General features: G+C 54.0%; 13 protein-coding genes and 1 tRNA gene. 6 read left to right on the forward strand and 8 right to left on the reverse strand.

The features are described from left to right. Positions 1 to 1,572 precede the first annotated feature (1,572 nt). The 3 genes from radC to H6G07_RS07925 all read right to left on the reverse strand — a co-directional run bounded on the left by radC (position 1,573) and on the right by H6G07_RS07925 (position 5,767). Positions 1,573 to 2,532, reverse strand: a complete 960-nt coding sequence (gene radC / locus H6G07_RS07915; RefSeq protein WP_073607894.1) for a RadC family protein — start codon at positions 2,530 to 2,532, stop codon at positions 1,573 to 1,575. Between the two features lie 128 nt (positions 2,533 to 2,660). Beyond that, positions 2,661 to 3,389: a hypothetical protein gene (locus H6G07_RS07920; protein ID WP_073607893.1), complete on the reverse strand. Its 729-nt coding sequence runs from the start codon at positions 3,387 to 3,389 to the stop codon at positions 2,661 to 2,663. 1,328 nt (positions 3,390 to 4,717) lie between these two features. After that, on the reverse strand, positions 4,718 to 5,767 hold the full coding sequence (locus H6G07_RS07925; protein ID WP_073607892.1) for a replication initiator protein A: 1,050 nt from the start codon (positions 5,765 to 5,767) through the stop codon (positions 4,718 to 4,720). A gap of 259 nt (positions 5,768 to 6,026) precedes the next feature. Between H6G07_RS07925 and H6G07_RS07930 the strand changes: the two genes are divergently transcribed. After that, positions 6,027 to 6,809: a ParA family protein gene (locus tag H6G07_RS07930; protein WP_073607891.1), complete on the forward strand. Its 783-nt coding sequence runs from the start codon at positions 6,027 to 6,029 to the stop codon at positions 6,807 to 6,809. Continuing rightward, on the forward strand, positions 6,806 to 7,855 hold the full coding sequence (locus tag H6G07_RS07935; protein WP_073607890.1) for a ParB/RepB/Spo0J family partition protein: 1,050 nt from the start codon (positions 6,806 to 6,808) through the stop codon (positions 7,853 to 7,855). Before H6G07_RS07930 ends, H6G07_RS07935 begins: the two co-directional genes overlap by 4 nt. 41 nt (positions 7,856 to 7,896) lie before the next feature. Here H6G07_RS07935 and H6G07_RS07940 read toward each other — a convergent pair whose 3' ends face one another. From H6G07_RS07940 to H6G07_RS07950, 3 genes are all read right to left on the reverse strand, one after another. Continuing rightward, positions 7,897 to 9,069, reverse strand: coding sequence for a tyrosine-type recombinase/integrase (locus H6G07_RS07940; protein ID WP_073607889.1), 1,173 nt, complete (start codon positions 9,067 to 9,069; stop codon positions 7,897 to 7,899). A 216-nt stretch (positions 9,070 to 9,285) separates the two neighbouring features. Next, positions 9,286 to 9,357, reverse strand: a tRNA-Val gene (locus tag H6G07_RS07945). A 54-nt stretch (positions 9,358 to 9,411) separates the two neighbouring features. Beyond that, the gene (locus tag H6G07_RS07950) at positions 9,412 to 10,050 is read right to left on the reverse strand and encodes a hypothetical protein (RefSeq protein WP_338420685.1); all 639 of its coding nucleotides are present in this window, start codon (positions 10,048 to 10,050) and stop codon (positions 9,412 to 9,414) included. 241 nt (positions 10,051 to 10,291) lie between these two features. On the opposite strand from H6G07_RS07950, the gene hetZ reads away from it, so the two are divergent. The 4 genes from hetZ (at position 10,292) to H6G07_RS07970 (ending at position 16,276) form a co-directional block, all read left to right on the forward strand. After that, positions 10,292 to 11,398: a heterocyst differentiation protein HetZ gene (hetZ, locus tag H6G07_RS07955; protein WP_171972985.1), complete on the forward strand. Its 1,107-nt coding sequence runs from the start codon at positions 10,292 to 10,294 to the stop codon at positions 11,396 to 11,398. A gap of 39 nt (positions 11,399 to 11,437) precedes the next feature. Next, positions 11,438 to 12,439 (forward strand): hypothetical protein, encoded by a 1,002-nt coding sequence (locus tag H6G07_RS07960; protein ID WP_139296976.1) that lies wholly within the window; start codon positions 11,438 to 11,440, stop codon positions 12,437 to 12,439. A gap of 63 nt (positions 12,440 to 12,502) precedes the next feature. Continuing rightward, positions 12,503 to 14,791: a transglutaminase TgpA family protein gene (locus tag H6G07_RS07965; RefSeq protein WP_084173013.1), complete on the forward strand. Its 2,289-nt coding sequence runs from the start codon at positions 12,503 to 12,505 to the stop codon at positions 14,789 to 14,791. A 189-nt stretch (positions 14,792 to 14,980) separates the two neighbouring features. Continuing rightward, positions 14,981 to 16,276, forward strand: a complete 1,296-nt coding sequence (locus H6G07_RS07970) for an aspartate aminotransferase family protein (RefSeq protein WP_073607885.1) — start codon at positions 14,981 to 14,983, stop codon at positions 16,274 to 16,276. Positions 16,277 to 16,484: 208 nt separating this feature from the next. Here H6G07_RS07970 and H6G07_RS07975 read toward each other — a convergent pair whose 3' ends face one another. After that, entirely contained in the window at positions 16,485 to 17,642 is a 1,158-nt protein-coding gene (locus tag H6G07_RS07975) for an LbetaH domain-containing protein (protein WP_073607884.1), read from the reverse strand. A gap of 282 nt (positions 17,643 to 17,924) precedes the next feature. After that, positions 17,925 to 19,343 (reverse strand): type I glutamate--ammonia ligase, encoded by a 1,419-nt coding sequence (gene glnA, locus H6G07_RS07980; RefSeq protein ID WP_073607883.1) that lies wholly within the window; start codon positions 19,341 to 19,343, stop codon positions 17,925 to 17,927. Positions 19,344 to 19,614 lie beyond the last annotated feature (271 nt).

Genomic DNA, 19,614 nt, shown 5'->3' on the forward strand with positions numbered 1-19,614 from the left:
TGGTGGGCAACCCTATCCGGCGCAGGGAGTTTGGCGCTTCAGCGATGACGCCAATCGGAGAAAGACACCTCCGGCGTTCGTCAGAAATGACGACGGCGAATAGCTCAACTGTGAAAGGGGTGAAAACCCTTGCCGGTAAGTTTGTGGAGAGACGATGCCGAACCGTGGAAAAGGCGCTACATGGTAATTCGTGGTCACTTCTGCCTTCCGCACGAGGAAACCTGAAATGGGAGCGGATTCAATTCGCCCGTGTAGTAATAGCCCTGTGGATAGCAATCCACTACCAGCGTGACTTCTCAAGCAATCTTCTGTGCTAATCGGGGAAAGTCTGGCATGCCGGATGGTGGCTCATTCGGTGCCTGAGAAATTGTCACTCAGGTGATTCAAATTGACCAGACTGGGAGTGTGGAGCAAGTAGGTGCTTGGCCAATACGGACAAGGTGTATGCGGGGCAAGGCAGTCCCAAAGACATTCATACTGTTGTATCTCTATGGATTGAGTTGGTGACTCCGATCCAGCAACAGGATGACTACGAAAGCTCTGAGGAGGTTTTACCTCTCTACATGACGAACTTTTTTTGTGGGCTAGCCGGTGGGTCTGAAATACAGCCCAGCGGCTAGCTACTACTTCGTGCAGCTTTGTAACTGACTTGTAAACAACGATGGTTTTTTCAATGCGCTAAAAAATAATAATAAGCACTCGCTTTTCTAGCAACTGTTACAGCTTATGGAAGGTGGGCGCGGCGGTTTTTCTGCGCGGCCCTTCGCTTGAGCAGCTGTCGCTATGTCGATGTTGATGATCACATCCATCGTCGTCGTTGTCGTGCGCTCGCGGAGAGAGCTTGCCCAAAGGTTAGAAACGTCGACCGACGCCGCACAAAAAATGCGAGAAGGGTTTGTAAGAAACGATAGCGCTGCAAGAAGAAGAAGGATTCACACACGAAGGGTTTTGGCTTTGCGGACTGAGCCTTTAATCAGTCCGTTCCTTCCTACCCAAGAGTGCTCACTTTGTGGAGGCTTATAGGTGATGAAACATGCCGTGCCAACACTCGGATTCTTTCTACGGCGGATAGCGATCGATTACATGCGCTACGGCTACTACCGATGGGCAATGCGTTTTATTCCACCTGAGCGCGATCCGCAAAAGCTCGATGCCAAATTGATTGACGCTTACGGCGTCACTGCCTGCCGAACCACCCGGATGCGACAGCGGCGACGGGGCCTAGCTGTCGTGCAGTACGTCCGGTGGGAGCACACCTTTGTACTGCTTGCTACCGAGGGCACGCATGAGCAGTTTGATAGGCTCCGCAGCTACGATGCCAGAGAAGCCCCGCTCCATATTGGGGCATATACGATTGGATACCGCTCCTCTCAAGGAGTCGTCGTTGTTCAGGTGAGGCAGCAAGTGTGGCTCGCTCTTTCAAAGCGCATTCACCTACACGCCCTAGGCGATCGCGCTGCTATGGAAACGAGGATTAACTCCCTCCCCTTCTATCGCTTCCCAGGAGTGGTTGGGCAGCTTCGGGATTTAGTGAAGTCGATCAACCAAAGACGACGCGTGGCAGGGCTCCCTTTAATCGTCATCAATTGTGGAACTCGGTGGGATCCCCAGTTCTTGAACAATCGGCCATCCCCACTGATCGTGGAGTGATGAGTGATCCTCTCCAGTGTTCTCTTGCGGGCACTCCTGCCAAAGGGAAGTGGTTTGCCGTAAGCTCTGAAACTTGCCATCTCCCAAAATAAGATGGTCAAGCACGGGTACGCATAAGATTTTGCCGCACTCAAGCAGCTGTCTGGTAAGGGCAAGATCTTCAGGACTCGGCTCCAGAGCACCCGAAGGGTGGTTGTGAGCCACAATGATTCGCACGGCTCGATGCCGGAGCGCTTCCCCGAAGATATCTCGTGGATGAGCAAGAGTCTCTGTTTGAGTACCGATGGTCAGAACGCGCTTAGCGAGAAACTGGTGCCTGATATTGAGCATAAGCACCGCAAACCGCTCCTCTGTTTCCCACATCAGATCGTGAGAAAGCAGGGAAGCCGCCACGTTCGGATCGTCAACACGGCTTCGCACCGGAGTGGGCTGGATGAAAGCTCGCTTTCCCAATTCAATCGCGGCAATTATTACCGCCGCCTTCGCTGGCCCGACCCCGCGCACGACCAAAAGCTCTTCCATCGTGAGATGCTGTAACCTTCTGAGTGCATCTTCGCCTGCTTGGCTTAACTCCCCCAAAATGGAACGAGCTAAGTCGACTGCTGAAAGCCCCGTGCTGTGGTGTCCGGTGCCAAGCAAGATTGAGAGTAGCTCGGCGGTTGAGAGTGCTTTAGGCCCGTGGGCTGCGAGCCGCTGCCGAGGGCGATCCTCCTCGTACATGTCTTGAATACGAAGGGTCTGCTCCCGTGGCTCTGGAAGAAAATCGGTGGCAGCGTAGCGAATACTCTCTTCAGATAAATCCCCTTCTTCTTCTCCAAAGAAGGAGAGCTGAGACCATTCCTCACCTTGCCCATCTTCGTCTGGTGCCAACGGTTCTGGCATATAGGTAGGTTAAGAATTCCTGTGAACGGAATAGCTATAAACCTCTTACTAAGAGCGGTTACTATCAAACTTTGGCCTTTTGTCCTAGATATTTTTAAGACTAGACGACAGGAACGCATGAGCCCGAATCATTTTTTGGCCAGATAGATCTGGAGACGCGGAGTCCGATTGAGAGAATGTTCGCGTACAACACTTTGGTACACTCCATTCTTGGCGCTCAAAATTACGGCGATGTGGCGGTCGGGATGGAGGGCTAGTAACCCACGTAAGAACGCGACCAACATGCCTGGTGAGAGCCGACTCTGGGGCCGCGCCATTACGGCAAGACGATTAAACGCAGTGACCCCCGTAATAAGCGTGGTTGCCGGGTGACGGAGCTCATCTTCACCCGGTCGGTATAGCTGGTGGCTGACAACATAGAGCATCGACCCTTTCGAGAACGCTGCTGCCTCGTCGAGGGACACCGATTTACCTACAACCTGTTTCAGTTGATTAGCAAAGGTAAAACCTTGCTTGGTTAGATATCGGCGGAGCGTATCCTGAGAGATGTCTGACCGAAGAGCACGCCGCACAACCTGGAGGAGATCAGGGAAGGTCCAAAGGAAGTTGGGCTTATTTTTCCTTTCAGTAATCGCCTGCACGATGCTTGGGAGCAGATCGCGCTCTCCAAGTTTTTGAGGACGACCTACCGGTTGCTTTGAGGGGGCGATCGTACTCCGTTCGGGGACAAGTGTCCCCCCCGATAGCAAAACCTCAATAACCGAATCGCTATCAAGAGCGAGTTGCCGACAGATCTCAGGGGTGGAAAGCCCCTGCTGTCGAAGAGTTAAAACTGCGTGCTGAAGCGCTACTTTCATTTAAGGAACAACCCTACTCGGCACAATAATTTTGCGTCAAATTCGCAAGTGTTCCACACGCTAATAAATAGAAAACACTTTTTTAGAACCGCCGTTCTACTATTATTAGCTTGTTTTACAGTTATTTAGCACCTTTCACCTAAAACATAGACTGTTTCGCTCGACAATATTTTTTGGGCGTGGAACACCGTAGGATATGAGTAAACAGTACTTAGAATTCGCTAACTTTATTCGCCACTTGATACCTACTCCTGCGGGTAATAGACCGTGCGATGCGAAAGCCGACACAAATACGATTTGCGGGTAATAGACCGTGTTTCTGATACTCAAGATCTGGCTACCTAAGTGACAAGACATCACTTGAACAGCTCTCTACAATCAAAATCACTCTATGCTCTCCTTTTCTTAGCTTCTTATCCCTGTTGATTGGGCAGGTCGAAGAGCAGCAAAACCAGAGAAGGGACACTCTCGTAAATGATCTGCGGGTAATAGACCGTGTTTTTCTTAATTGAGGCTGCTATTTTGGGAAGCGCTCAGAGGCTCTGTGACTTGAGATGTGCTCTTTAGCCACCCCGTGCCCTGGTAGCTATCTAATAAACTGCTCCTAGGGGCATTCTGACCCTTCTAGGCTGATATGGTTTGCTTACTCACATCAACATTTAATCTTTCCATCCTGTTATCGTGCTCCAGGGATTCTTCCTACTTTTCAGGCTGTCTTTATTCTCAATCTTCCTAAAAATAAAAAAATCTTCCCTTGGGAAGGGCCATCACCTGCGAAGTTATCCACAGGCGTCTGGCCCGTTTAAGAAGATTGTTTAATATGTTTAAGAGAGTTTAAGGGTTAGCAACCCTCTGATTTCATTACCAAATACACCTCTTTTTTCCGGTAATAGACCGTGTCTGTACGGGTAATAGACCGTGTTTGTGCGGGTAATAGACCGTATCCTATGCGGGTAATAGACCGTATCGTGTTCTGAGGTTATCCACAGGTAATATGCCTTAATCTATAAAAATTAAACACCGTTTGGGTTGTATCTTGTGGCAGTTAGTCGCCACCGCATTGGTGATTCTCCAAAGTATCTTCGTATGCGGGTAATAGACCGTGTTGGAAGCAACAAGATATCTTTCGGAGCGACGTCGCTCCGAAAATTTCTCTTAGGTAAGAGGCAACAACCGAGCAGCTAAGTATTTGGCGTTCAAGCTATTGGCCTATGGTACGGGTAATAGATCGTGAGACATTTCATGTACCAGTCTCGTGAATATCCAGAGCTTTTCGGATAGAGAGTGCTTGCAAAAGAGAATCTCGGGGCGACGTCGCCCCGAGACCTTTATCTGGCTACCTGAGCGGGTCGCTGAGCTACCTTCCTACACCATGCGAGGAATGCAGCATCGGGGTCTTTAAGCGTAATTTCGTTTCTCTTGGTCATTTGTCGCCAGTCATCCTCAAGAGAATAAATGTCGTAGCCTGGCGCAATCTTTTTTGCCTTTTCATAGGTCGTCGTTTTCAAGCTCAGAAACTGCGCTTGAGGGAGAGGCATAGTTTCAGGAATTGCTTTTGAAGGAGTTCCTTCTCTACGAGCAAAGAGAAGCTCTTGGGAGTTTGTTTTTTGAATTTGTAGTTCGTAATCAAGGAGCCTTCCCTGCTTGGCAATATCTCGAATTGCTGTTGCAAAATCAGAAGGGCGCTGAGAGCTCCCCGAGCGTTGATAAAGAGTTTCAAGCCGCCACTTCCACCCTTGATCACTGTTGCCAGCTTGCTTGCGGATAAACCGGTACAGCCACCGCTCAATACCTCCGGTGAGGAGGAAGTAATCAGGATGGAGTGAAAGAATAAGCGAGCGGTCCCTGACTGCTTCAAAGAGCCACTCAGGAAGCACAACCGTGACGTCACGAAGACGGCCATAATCGTCTCGATCGATATGTACATACTCAAGCCAACTAAACATGACAGTTTGCCTTTCAGCTGCACGAATAGTCGTAACGACGTTAGTATTCTTAAGGCGAGCAATCGTATCCTCTAACCGCTTATATTGTATTCCTCCGGCGTCTCGCCTAGCACTTTTTAGGAAAGCGTGGCGATGAAATCTCACTTGCCGTGATACCGCCTGTCCTTTATCAATCGCCTCTCTTACTTGGGACAAAAGCCACATAATGAGATCCCAATCCCAAATGTTTGCGATGCCATAAGGTGCTCCACCAGTAACGGTAATCTCGATGCCTTTTCCACTATAGAGAATGGGAGCAACCCGAGGTTTTTTAGAGAGACTAAGGAATGGCACTTCCATTGCGTCCTGAATGTCTCGGGTGACAATGTCGGTAAAAACCGCTGAGAAAAGCTCTAACTGAGAGTCTTGCGGAGGGGGTTTGCGTAGTGCCATAGACCCCGTCCTGTAGCTTACTTTCCCTGATTCCTCAAGCTATTTTATCGCTCTGGACGAGATGACAATTTCTTTGTAAAGCAACGGTATTCCTATTGGTGATCTATTAAAGACTCACTATAGTTTGCCATCAATACAATCGTCGGAGCGACGTCGCTCCGAACGAAAAAGAGAACGTCATGAGCATTCATCTCTTCACCCCAATGGTGTTTTTAGTTGGCCCACTCTACGAGCATATGTGCCAAGAAATAGGGCTTCAATGCCGCATATAATTGCACTCTTCAATATGTCTGGCGGGGTCGGAAAATCGACTCTGACCATGAACCTTGGCTACCACCTCGCAGTTGAACACAAGAAGCGAGTGCTCCTTGTTGATATGGATCCTCAGGCCTCGCTTACAACGTTTCTAGGCCTCGCTCCATTTAGCCTCGAAAAGACGATCTATCACAGCCTGCTTAAGCGTGAGGCGTTGCCGATACAAAAGGATATATGCGGATGCGATCTTGTCCCTGCAAACATCTTTCTTGCACAAGCTGAATTGCAGCTTGCCTCAGAACTTCGACGTGAATACAAGCTATCCGATCTGCTTACCAAGAAAGCATCTCGCTACGATTTTGTTCTTATTGACTGCCCCCCTTCCCTTGGGCTCCTTTCGGTCAATTGTCTTGTCGCGGCAGACTATCTTTTGATCCCGATTCAGACTGAATACAAGTCGGTTGAGGCAACCATCAACTTGCTCCAGACCACCCACGAGATAGCCCAGCAGGTTAATCCCAGCCTCCAGGTGACTGGTGCCATCCCAACCATGTATGACGAAAGGACTTCTCAGTCGAGACGAGCACTCCAAACTATTGAAGAGGTGTTTTCTTCCCTTCAAGACAACCCAAGTTTTAAGGGGGCGGTGGTGTTCCCCCCTATCCCACGGCGCACTGACTTCGCTAATGCAACTGCCGAACACCTACCCCTTGCTCAGTATGCTCCTCGGCATCCTGCTCTTGAATCGTTGGAAGTGATCGCTCAAGCCTTGGTGAAAAGCTTATGAAGAAGAAGGCAGATACCAGTTCTTTTAGTCTGGCTGGTAGAGGGATTCTCTCCACGTTTGTTTCTGGTGCACTGGCCCACCACGTTGCGCCGTCTGGAGTAGAGCAGGACGATGATGAAGCCCAGCCGCTGCAAGCCAAAGCTGCTACTCCTAACACCACCACCACTGATGGAGATACTCGGTGGCTTCCTGTGAACACGATCCAGCCTGGCGCTTTTCAGCCCCGCCAGTTCTTCTCCGAAGAAGGCATCAATAACCTCGCAACCTCTTTTAGGGAGCAAGGATTTCGCGGCGCAGTTAACGTTCGCCCTCTGAAAAACGGATCCTGGGAACTCATCGCCGGAGAACGGCGATGGCGAGCAGCGAAGCTCGCTGGACTCACAGAAGTTCGCTGTATCGTCGATGAGTATACGGACGAAGAGGCCCTTGAGTTTGCTCTCATCGAAAACCTCCAGAGAGAAGACTTAAGTAAGCTCGAAGAGACCGAAGGGATCCTAAAGCTGATTGAAGTGAAGTTGGGAATCCCAAAGGAGAGGGCGCTTGCCATTATCCGGACAGAGGGCCACTCTGACAAGCATGGCCGGAGCGACGTCGCTCCGAGCGCGGAATTAGGAAAAATAGAGGCGGTGCTTTCGTCGTTCGGGGTAGAGCTTCAGACGTTCCGAACTAAGAATTTGCGGACGCTCACCCTGCCCGATGATCTCAAAAAGGCGCATCTGGAGCGAGGGCTCTCATACTCCGTAGCCCTGGAGCTCCTCAAGATAAAAGACGCCTCCAAGCGAAAAACACTCCTTGAAAAGACGATCAAAGGAAAGCTGTCATTTAGGGAAATCCGTGACCGGGTAAAAGTGGTGACGGGGGATTCGGATGAAGTAAGCACGATCGCCAGGGTAGGGGAAGCTTCCCTCCTGGCAAAAAGACTGACAGGGATGGCTAAGCGTCTGAGATCTGGGCTTAATCTGCCGGAAAAATCTCAGAAAAGAAAGCAGTTGGAACGGCTTTTGGGAGAGATAGAGGTATTGCTTGAGGAAGCCGGAGCGACATAGCTACGAAGGGGAGCTGTATAGCTCCCCGGATTGCTCGCGCTCTAGTCCATCGGCCTAAGCTGCGACAGCTTAAGCTTGTCGGCATAGTTCTTATCAATCATCTGGGTCGAGGTGTCACACCACTTGGCAATTACACTACTGGGGACGCCCTTGATGAGCTGGGTAGTGATGAAGGTGTCGCGGCAGGAGTAGGGGGTAGTATCCGGCTTAATCGGGGTAGTAATCCGAGTCCAGGCCCGTCTGGAGAAATTGCGGTAGCTGATCGAATCACCGTCTTTTCCAGTGAAGACCAACGCGCCAGGATCCAAAACTTCGGGGGCGATACTCTTTAGCAACTCCTGAACGCGGTGGGATACCGCAATGGTTCGGGTGGTGTTGTTTTTACTCCCTTCTGAGCGAACGCGGCGGTTGCCAATCTGGACGAGAGATTCCTCAAAGTGAATCGCGCCAAAGTCTTCGGAAACATGTTTCCACCTGAGCCCTATCGCCTCACTTGGCCTACACCCCACGCAGAAGAGAAACTCAACGAAGGGAGCATACCGACGGTAGTTCATCCCTTTGCGAGCGTCGTTCTTAAAAGCCTCAATAACCTGATCACGCTCGTCTTCAAAAAAGGCATTGGGCTTTGGATCCACCTGGTACCGATACTTCGGTAGTTCCTGGGCCATACCGTCGAAAGGGTTGGAGCTGATGAGCTTATGCTTTATTCCCCAGTTACAAGCAGCAGAGAGGTACATGAGCCCATCTTTGGTGCGGTAGATTGTAGTGACCTTCTCCAGTGCCTCTTTGACTATCAGCGGCTCATTGATAGTCAAAGGCCCAAGCTTTTCATACAAGCGGGTGAGGTGATGGTACTTATCAAGTGTCTTGGGTTTTAGACCTGGTGCTTTGTGTGCAGCAAAGCGATTCCAAAGCTCAAGCACCGGCATACTTTGGTCTTTGATTGCCTCTATCACGGTCAGGGTAGGGGCCTGAGGCCGTCCGTATTTAGCCAAGGTGTAATCGAAACGCTCAAGCGCTATATCAGACTCGATGAGTTTGGCTTTAGCCTCCGCTGCGCGGCGGTTTACCGGCGTATCGGCAAGTTCGGTTGTGATGTATTTCTGTTTCCCTCCAAAAAGATGGCGGGGTATGCGGAGTCGTAACCTGCCACGAAAAGATTCGATCCCTACCGAGCCTTTGGGGGCTCTACCAGAACTAGTAGTGGTGTACATGACGAGTAACGGGGAAAGGGTGTGCAGCGAGCGAAGCGAACTGGTGTACTGACCCTGATAGTCAAATGATAGTCAAAATCTCACTGAAGTTGCCCGAAGTGACCCAATCTTTACGAATGTACTAGTGGGCCTGATGTGTTTTACGGCATTAAAAACGTAAGCCCTGAGGGGCTTTGAGCGCTCTCAGGGCTTACGTTTCATGGGTTTTATCTTGTATGGGCGATACTGGTTTCGAACCAGTGACCTCTTCCGTGTGAAGGAAGCGCGCTACCACTGTGCTAATCGCCCTTGGGTTACTTAAGATAGCACATCTTCTGGGGTGGTTTAGCAAAAAATTTTAGGTCAAGCCATATCGGGAGGGATAGGGCTGCCCTGTTGGGCTTGCTGAAGCTGGGCTTGAATCAGGGCCTGCATGTCTTGACGGCGAATCTCGACGCCTTGGCTTACCTGTCCCGGCGTTTCAAAAAAGATCAGGCTGTCGATGGGCTGCATGGCTAGCAGCTGGAACAGAATGTGCACCACGGGAACCGGCAGGGCCATGACCTGAGGATCTTTGACGGTAGCTTGGCTGGTAGCAGCGTCTTGCAGGGTAGGGTAGGCGTAGACAATATTCTTTTGGCTGTTGGGCTGGGTGCGGTTGCTGAGGGTGGTCATCATCCAACCCTGCTCTAGGGTTTGCAGCACGTAATATTGCTCATGCTTGAGCTGCCCGGCGATCGCCTTGAGTGTAGGGGCAATGGTGGTAATGGCGTTACTGGTGACGCCATCGTTGGGGGCACTGTGCTGGAGGGAGGCAACTTGGGCATCAAGATCCATAACGGGTTCCGAGGGATAGTTGAGGGCTAGCGTTGGGGATGACGGCTTGGGCCAGGAAATTTGGAGACGGCGATGGTCGAAGACCGTTCCATGGAACCATCGAGCCCGGTCTAGCATCACTTTACCGCAGGGGGCTACCGGCGAGGTGCCCCGCCCCGCATCCATAAAATTACGGACAGATGTTAAAGTATTAAGTAGCTTGCAACTCTTGGGTACTTAATCTAACTAGGCTCAGGTCTTTCTACCTTCTGAGCTTTAAACAGTCTTGTTGATTAATAGCCCTAGCTTTACCCCAAGTTGCAGCGGGCGCATCCACCAAGTTCCTAAAATACCTGAATATCGCTCCACGGGTCTGTGTAGCTTTTTGAGGACAGCCAGATTGAGTCAGGGTATCTGTGCGTTGAGTGTGGATTCGCTTAGCCAGCTTTTCTACCAAGATCTAAAGAATGGTACTGGTGCCCCAGAGGCGGGATGCCAGGCAATCGCCCAGCGGTTGGCCAGCGAGGTGCAGCGCATTTGCACCGAGAGCGATCGCATCCAGTCGTCAGGCGATGTCGAGGCCTGGGCCAAATCGCTGGGCAAACACCGCCTGGATCAGTGTTTCAAATACTACAACCTGGGATCGCGCCAGGGCCGCGTTGAGCTGCACAGCACGCTCAGCGCTATCGTGTACCGCTACATTACGCCGCCCCAGGTGCAGACCAGCTACCCAGCCCGACTGGCGCTGATCGAAGATTTTTTGCAGGGGTTCTACGTCGAAGCGCTCAACGCCTTTCGGCGGGAAAATCAGCTGGGCGATCGCTACCAACCCCGCACTCTGCTAGAACTGGCTGAGTTCATGGCTTTTTCCGAGCGCTACGGTAAACGGCGCATTCCGCTGCCCGGTCGGCGCAGCCAGCAGCTCATCATCCTGCGAGCCCAGACCTTCTCTAAACAGCAGCCCCCCGAAGTCGCCATCGACATTGAGCAGGCCACCGACTACGGCGGCGATGGCGACGACGTTCGCCCCGCCGCCTCCCACCAGCGGGTGCGCGAAGAAATGATCGCCCAGGCTGACGATCTGCCCGAAAATTCCCTGCGGGGGCGGGTGGTCGAAGAGCTGCTGGCCTACCTCAAAGAGCGCAACCAGGATGAGTGTGCCGACTACTTTACCCTGCGACTGCTCGACCTGCCCACCCACGAAATTGAGGCTCTCCTAGGGCTGACGCCTCGCCAGCGGGACTATCTCCAGCAGCGGTTTAAGTACCACCTGCTGCGCTTTGCCCTGTCCCATCACTGGGAACTGGTGCATGACTGGCTAGAGGCCGGTCTAGAAACCAACCTGGGCCTGACCGCCCAGCAGTGGCAACAGCTACAAGACAGCCTCAACCCCAAGCAATCCAAACTACTCTCTCTTAAACAGCAGGGCACGCCCGATGGCGAAGCCGCTAAAATCATGGGCATAACCGCTACCCAATTTCAAAAACAGTGGACTAAGCTCCTAGAGCACGCGTGGGAAATTCGTAACGTTTAATATCCGTCAAACATCCATCCGGACAGACCAGAGCAGGCCATGAATAGAGACTCAGATATCCCCGAAGACCTCTTGCTAAAGCTCCTGCTAGAGCCACTTTCGGCGGATGACTCACCATCAGGAACGCGCTTTTTCCCGGCTGCTGACGCTGACATGGCGGAGCCAGAGAGGGCAGGATTGCCTACCCCTCCGGCCTACCCTGCTCCTGAGACATCTACCCCAGCGCCAGCGGCTTCAGAGGATGACGTGCTCGACCCCAACTACACCCCTGTCTTTGACTCTGGAGACCTATCCACTGTGCAACCCCATTTTGAAGCCCTTTTGAAGCGCCGCCTGCGGCAAGAAATTGCCCATCGCCCGCCCCTGTTTCCCTGGGAGAAAGGTCTGCAAGACTATCCCGATGCCCTGCGCCCTAGCGCCGCCTCTGTCTGGTTAGACCACCTTAGAAATCTTTCGGTTCCCGGCGACGTACCTGAAGATGTGCTAGCCAACTTGCTCAACCAGTGCCAGCAGGTGGCCCAAGACATTCGCCAAACCGGTCGACGACTGGTCGCGGCAGTTGAGGGACTGTTTCCCGATCAACCCCAAACCCTGGAATACATTGCTGGGCTGGTGGCCAGACCGGCCTACCGGTCAGCTCAAACCGAGGCTTTGACCCAGGTAGACTACGCTACGGCCTCGACGCAGCAGCAGGTGGCGCTAGCCATGCTGGCCGCCCAGGGCATTTTTGAAGCCCTATCACTGACAGTAGGGGAGGCCAACCCCACCCAGACCCAGGCTTGGCTCACGGCTTCTGGGCTGTTGACGGTACAGGCGACCTACGATGCTGCCGAGCAGCTAGAGGTCAAGGCGATCCTACCGACGGACGGTAGCCTGGTGCTAACCAGTCTAGGTGAAACCGTCGGCTCCGAACGCTCTACCCCCGGCGAGTTAGTGCTGCGGTTGACCACCCAACCCGGTGCTGTACATCGTCTAGATGTCAGCTTAGGGGAAGCCCAGGTAGCTCCCCTGAGCTTTCAGGTGATGATTGCTGAGCGCTAGAACGGCCCTGGGCAGGGGTTAGCCCAGCGGTTAGCATGGAGGCGACCCTCCTTCGGTTGATTTATGGTCGCGTCTCGCTGGCTAGCCTCTTCTCCCCTAACCCGGCCCATCCCCCTCGATGAAATCGAAGACTCGCGGCTGCTGCGGGTGCTGGTGCAGGGGCTAGTGACCGTAGGCATTAGCTCAGTGGTGGTAGCCGCCGCTGGGGTAACTGCGGCTTCCTGGTGGAACCTGCTAGCGATTCCCCTGAGCGCGGTGGGGGCAACTTTTAGCTGGCAGCGGCGGCGCGATCGCAACATCGCGGTGAAATTTGTGATTGCTATCGGCATGCTGGTGGCCCTAGCGGCGTTTTTTTCTCGGCTGCTCGAAGCGCCCGGCGACACCCGCATTGTGCTAGCAGAACTCTTGGTGCAGCTGCAAGTGCTGCACAGCTTTGATCTACCTCGCCGCAAAGACTTAGGCTACTCGATGATGATTGGCCTGATCTTGCTGGGGGTAGCCGCCACCATCAGCCAGACCTTGGCCTTTGCGCCGCTGCTGCTGCTGTTTTTGGCGCTGGCGGTGCCAGTGCTGCGGCTCGACTACCAGTCGCGGCTGGGGCTAGGGCCGATCGCCTGGGGTGAGATCAAGCTGCGGCCTACCCTAGGGCGATTCTTGAGCTTGATGGGGCTGATTGTGGGCCTGGGGCTGCTGATTTTTGTCTTTTTGCCCCGGCTGCCGGGCTATCAAATTCAGAATTTTCCGGTGAGTTCGGTGATTGACACACCAGGAGATTTTTCGGGTGAGGATATTCTCAACTCGGCCTACCGCGACAACGGCGGCGAAGACGGCGATGGCTTTGGCAACGGCGCTGGCACCATTCAAGGCCAGGGCAAATCTACTGGCCCTGGGGTGGTGGATACCGTCTCCTACTACGGCTTTAACCAGCGGATGAATCAGAATCTGCGGGGCACGATGACCCCCCAGGTAGTGATGCGGGTCAGGTCGCAGGCACCCGGCTTTTGGCGGGTGCTGGCCTTTGACACCTACACCGGCCAAGGCTGGGATATCTCTCGCAACGACGATGCCCAGACCCTGAAGCGATCGCGGTTTTCGGCCCAGACCTTTTTGCCCATGGATCCGACCCTGGCCCGCGATCGGGAGGTGGTGCAGACCTATACGGTGGTCAGCGAGCTACCCAACCTGATTCCAGCGATGTATCAGCCTAAGCAGCTCTATTTCCCCACCCGCGAGGTGGCCATTGACGCCGAGGGTAGTCTCCGGTCACCCGTGATTTTGCAAGAGGGCATGACCTATACAGTGGTGTCACGGGTGCCCTTTCGCGATCGCACCCGGCTGGGTCAGGCGGGCACCCGCTATCCCCCCGGCATTCGCTCCCACTACCTCCAGGTGCCCGAGGAGATTTTAGAGCCCGTGCGGGCCAAAACTGAGGAGCTGCTCGCCACCTCCCCGGTGCCCCTGACCAATGCCTACGAAAAGTCTCTCTACCTGGCCCAAGCCCTCAAGCAGCGCTACACGATTCAGCCCGAGCTGCCCTTCTTCGGTGCCGAGCAAGACCTCGTTGAAAGTTTCTTGTTTCGGACGCAGGGTGGCTATCCCGACCATTTCTCCACCGTGCTGACCATCATGCTGCGCTCCATCGACATTCCAGCGCGGTTGGTGGCCGGGTTTGGAGAGGGCGAGTTCAACCCCTTCACCGGGTTCTACGTGGTGCGCAACACCGATGCCTATGCCCTCACCGAGGTTTACTTTCCCCAGTACGGCTGGTTTGGCTTCGACCCCATCCCCGGCCATGAGCTGATTCCGCCCAGCCTGAGGGAGTACGAAACCTTCAGCACGGTGCGGCGGGTTTGGGCCTGGCTGGCTGGCTGGCTGCCCTCTCCTCTAGTCGGCTTCGTGGATGGCTTGATCAGCCTGCTTGGCGATGGGATCGCGTATCTATTACGCACCTTCAATGGGTTGCTGAACCTGGGCTGGGTGGGCATCATGCTGGGCATTGCGATCGCCACCGGCTTCGGATTTATCGTCTGGCTAGCCTGCTTGGGCCTGCGCCGGGGCTGGCGCTACCGACAACTACGCCAGCTCGCCCCCACCGAGCGGTTATATCAACAAATGCTGACCTGGTTTGACCGCCAAGGCCTCGGCAAAACCCCTACCGAAACCCCCATCGAGTATGGCCAGCGCCTCTACCAGCAGACCCGACCTCAGCCCGCCCAAGCTGCCAACGAAATCACCCACGCCTATGTCCGCTGGCGCTACGGCGGCGAACCCCAAAACCTCGCCTACCTGAGCGAAAAATTGCAGACTATCCGCAAAAAAGACCGTCCCCACCAGCGGCTTATTCGTCGCTAACCTGGCACCGATTAGTTCAGGATAATCATTGATTTTCTTGAGGTTTCCGCTATGCTCGATCCAGTGGATTGAGCCGGTGAATCAGGGTTATTGGTAAGTCGGCGGCTAGCGCAATCAATCGCTATATCGCTCTGACTGTCCCACCCCCTAACTCGCCCACCCCCCACCCCCACTCCCCCTATCCCCACCGTGAGCCTAAAAACCCTCGTCAAAAATTCCCTCAAGTCGCTCAACATGGCGACCAACGGCAGCGTCGCCTTCTCGCCGGCCCAGTTCGATGCCGACGTGATGACCACCTACGGGCGCTTCCCCATCGCGCTGACCAAGGGCCGAGGCAGCGTTGTTTGGGATGATCAGGGCCGTCGCTACCTAGACTTTGTGGCGGGCATTGCCACCTGCACCCTGGGTCATGCTCACCCGGCGATGGTCGAGGCCGTGACCCAGCAGATTCAAACCCTGCACCACGTGTCGAACCTCTACTACATTCCTGAGCAGGGAGCGCTGGCCCACTGGCTGGTGGAGCACTCTTGCTGCGATCGCGTCTTTTTCTGTAACTCCGGGGCCGAGGCCAACGAAGGGGCGATCAAGCTAGCCCGCAAGTACGCCCACACCCAGCGGGGCATCAACAATCCGCTGATTATCACCGCCCAGGCCAGCTTCCACGGGCGCACCCTGGCCACGGTCACCGCCACCGGCCAGCCCAAGTACCAAAAGAACTTTGACCCGCTAATGCCGGGATTTGCCTACGTCCCCTACAACGACATCGCCGCCCTAGAAGCACTCGTGGCAGAGTTGGATGCCGAAACTCCCCAAGTGGCCGCCATCATGCTGGAGGCTCTGCAAGGCGAAGGGGGCGTGTGCCCCGGCGATGCCGCCTACTTCCAGCGCATCCGCCAGCTCTGCGATGAAAAAGGTATTTTGCTGATTCTCGACGAAGTACAGGTGGGCGTCGGTCGCACCGGCACCCTTTGGGGGTTCGAGAATCTGGGTATTGAACCCGATATCTTCACCTCCGCCAAAGGACTGGGCGGCGGCATCCCCATTGGGGCGCTGCTGTGTAAGGCATCCTGCGCGGTGTTTGAGCCGGGCGACCATGCCAGCACCTTTGGCGGCAATCCCTTTGCCTGCAAAGTCGGCCTCACAGTGTGCGAAACGTTGGAATCTGAGAACCTGCTGAACAACGTGAAGCTGCGCGGTGAGCAGATGCGCTTTGGCCTACAACGCTTGGTGCAGCAGTACCCAGCGTTGTTAGAGCAGGTGCGCGGCTGGGGTCTGATTAACGGTCTGGTGCTTCAGCCCGACTCAACGATTAAGTCAGTAGATATTGTCAAAGCCGCCATGGATGAGGGCTTGCTGCTGGTGCCCGCTGGGCCGCAGGTATTGCGCTTTGTGCCACCACTCAATGTCAGTGCTGACGAGGTGCAGCAGGCGCTCATAGCCGTAGAAAAGGCAGTAGCGATGCTGGTCAAGCAGGAGCATAATTAGCACCGTTTGAGGCAATGAGCAGATCGCTCTAGCGATCTGCTCACCTAGTTCTAACTCTGAAAATAGCCAGCGGCTTCTCCCCTGAGGACGCTTTGCGTTGGCAACGCCAGTCTAAATAGGACAAACGACTTCGTCCGGTCACCGACTATTTTTAGCTGAGAAGATTACCTTGTGGCGCGAACATTAGTAGCCAGTCCGCCATGCAGCACTAGCTATTGCCAAGGGCATCGGCTTGCTCTTGGGTGGTAATCATGCTGTCGGCAGGAACGATCGCTCCATCGGCCAAGGTGACCCCGACTACGATCGCCCTGTCGCCAATCGTGACATTGTCGCCGACCGTAGAGCGAAAGAGAATAGCATCGTCCTCAATAGTTAGACCATTGCCCACTTCTAATGGCCCATGAAAGACAATATTGTCGCTTGTTTTTAAGTTAGAGCCAATGGTGATGCTGGTTCCTTTGAGGGCATGAAAAGTAACTCGATCTTCGATCGCAGCATTGTCACCAATCACAATCGGTGTACCTTCATCAGCTCGAATGGATGTCCGTTCACCCACGGTACTATTACTGCCAAGTTGAACATCTCCAATAATGCGAACAAATTCGGCTAGCTGAACCCCGTCGCCCAAGGTAGGGGAGACGGGATTTTGATTCCAGCTGGTGGTGGGCGCAACACTCACTCCACTGACGGCGGCAAATCCCTCAGATTCAAACAGTTCAGGATAGTGCTCGGCAAACTCTTCATTGACGTCTAAAACTTCATTTTGAAACTCAGCATTGGCTTCTGTTTTTAGCGGTAGTGCATCGGCCTCAGCTTGAGTTGTAATCACTGCTCCAACCGGAACGATGCGATCGCGCTTAATGCGGACATTTTCTAGCCTCGCGCCGTGCAAAACAAAAGCGCCATCTTCTAGCACTACATTGTTTAATTGGGCATGGAATCCCACAAACGTAAAATTCCCTATCTGCGAATTTTTGACGATCGCCTGGTGGGCAATGCTGGTACGCTCTCCCGTGCTGCTAGAAATTTTGCCGCAGGGCGCGGTAGGTGCTGGGGAGTCGTGGAGAGCTAAAAATAAAATGTTGTCTTGAAGATTGGTTTCATTACCAATGCAGATCTGGGTCTCAGGGTCAGCCCTGACGATCGTGTTACCCGCCACAAAAGCCTGCCGCCCAATCGACACATTCCCAAATAGCTCCACCAGGGGGCTAATGAAACTCTCATTGACACTGACTTGAATAGGTTGAGACAGACTGACTAGTTCAGACGGGTCGCTTGCGATCGCACCTTTTCCCATCCAAACGCTGCATATTAACCCAAATACTAGCGGTGCAATTAACCAGTGACGCGTTGATAATACAGTCATAGTGGCCCTCAGCTTCGATGCAAGATGAGACCATCGTTTCATCATCTTTTAACGCTTTGACCAAGCTACACCTTCCTTAACATGAACCCGCCGAGTCTTCATAGGATTCAACTAGAGAATCAAATTTAAGCAGGCGAGGGAGATCGCCGGTAAAACAGGTATAACAAAAGGCCTAGACTTGTATGGCACGCCAGCAGTTAAACCCCTAAAGAAAAGAGGCCCGAGCCTGAGCCCCGACCTCTTAAGTTGCACGTCTTCTAATCAGGGACTAGCCCCCTTGGCTTAGCAATCGTAGTAGAGAGCCAGCTCGTAGGGGTGGGGCCGCAGACGCATGGGGTTGACTTCATTGTCGAGCTTGTACTCGATCCAGTTGCTGATGAAGTCTTCGGTAAAGACGCCAGTGCTGGTCAAGAAGCCGTGGTCGGCTTCGAGAGCCTTGAGGGCATCGAGCAGCGAGCCGGGGGTCGAAGGAATCTTGGCCAGCTCTTCGGGGCTGAGGTCGTAGATGTCGACATCCAGCGGGTCACCGGGGTCGATCTGGTTTTTGATGCCGTCGATACCAGCGCAGAGCATGGCGGCAAAGGCCAGGTAGGGGTTCGAGGTGGCGTCGGGGCAGCGGAACTCCAGACGCTTGGCCTTGGGGTTGTCGCCGGAGAGGGGAATGCGCACCGAAGCGGAGCGGTTGCCCTGGGAGTAGGCCAGGTTTACCGGCGCTTCAAAGCCCGGCACCAGACGCTTGTAGGAGTTGGTGGTGGGGTTGGTCAGCGCCAGCAGGGCGGGGGCGTGCTTGAGAATGCCGCCGATGTACCACAGGGCCATTTGGCTCAACCCGGCGTAGCGATCGCCCGCAAACAGAGGCTCGCCATTGTTCCAGATTGACTGGTGAGTGTGCATACCAGAGCCGTTGTCGTTAAACAAAGGCTTGGGCATGAAGGTGACGGTCTTGCCCCACTTCTTGGCAACGTTCTTAATGCAGTACTTGTAGATCATCAGCCAGTCGGCGGCCTCGATCAGCCGGCCAAAACGAATGCCCAGCTCGCACTGACCACCCGTGGCTACTTCGTGGTGGTGCTTCTCGATCGGTACGCCCAGCTTGGCCATGGTCAGCAGCATTTCGCTGCGCATGTCCTGGGAGGTGTCGGTGGGGGCGACGGGGAAGTAGCCCTCTTTGTAGCGGGGTTTGTAGCCGAGGTTGCCGCCCGCTTCTTCGCGGCCAGTATTCCAGCGGCCCTCGACGCTATCGACGTAGTAGTAAGCCGAGTGCTCATTTTGGTCGAAGCGCACGTCATCAAAAATGAAGAATTCAGCTTCGGGGCCAAAGAAGGCGGTGTCGCCCAGACCAGTAGTCTTCAGGTACTCGATCGCCTTGGTTGCGATCGCCCGAGGGCAGCGAGAGTAAAGCTCGCCGGTGCGGGGCTCCTTGATCGTGCAGATCATGCTCAGGGTCGGCTCCGCCATGAAGGGGTCGATCCAGGCGGTGTCAGGATCGGGCACCATCATCATGTCTGACTCGTTGATAGCCTTCCAGCCACGGATGCTGGAGCCGTCGAAAGCTACCCCATCGGTAAAGCTGCTGGCGTCAATCTGGCTCTTGTGTAGAGTGAGGTGCTGCCAGATACCCGGCATGTCAATAAATTTCAGATCGATTAACTCAATGCCGTCATCCTCAATCCATTTCAGGATGTCTGCTGGGGTTGCCATGAACTACTCCTTAGCCTCTTTAGCGTTCAAACGTGGGGAAACCGATTTAACTCGTCGTCGATGATGCCCTGGCTCCGTCCCAAATTCCCTGCCAAATCGGCAGGGCTGCAACAGGCAAGCCCTATACAACACCGGTTGTTGGCACGGGCACTCTGATCCTGCTGATTGCACAGGTATCAGCTCATCTGAATCATCCTAAGGAGAGGGGTTAGCCCGTTTTGTATCACCCACTACTTTTTGTCAGGGAAAGCTAACAAATGCCCTGAGTCAG

Source organism: Phormidium tenue FACHB-1052, from assembly GCF_014696675.1.
Lineage (GTDB): Bacteria > Cyanobacteriota > Cyanobacteriia > Phormidesmidales > Phormidesmidaceae > Nodosilinea > Nodosilinea tenuis_A.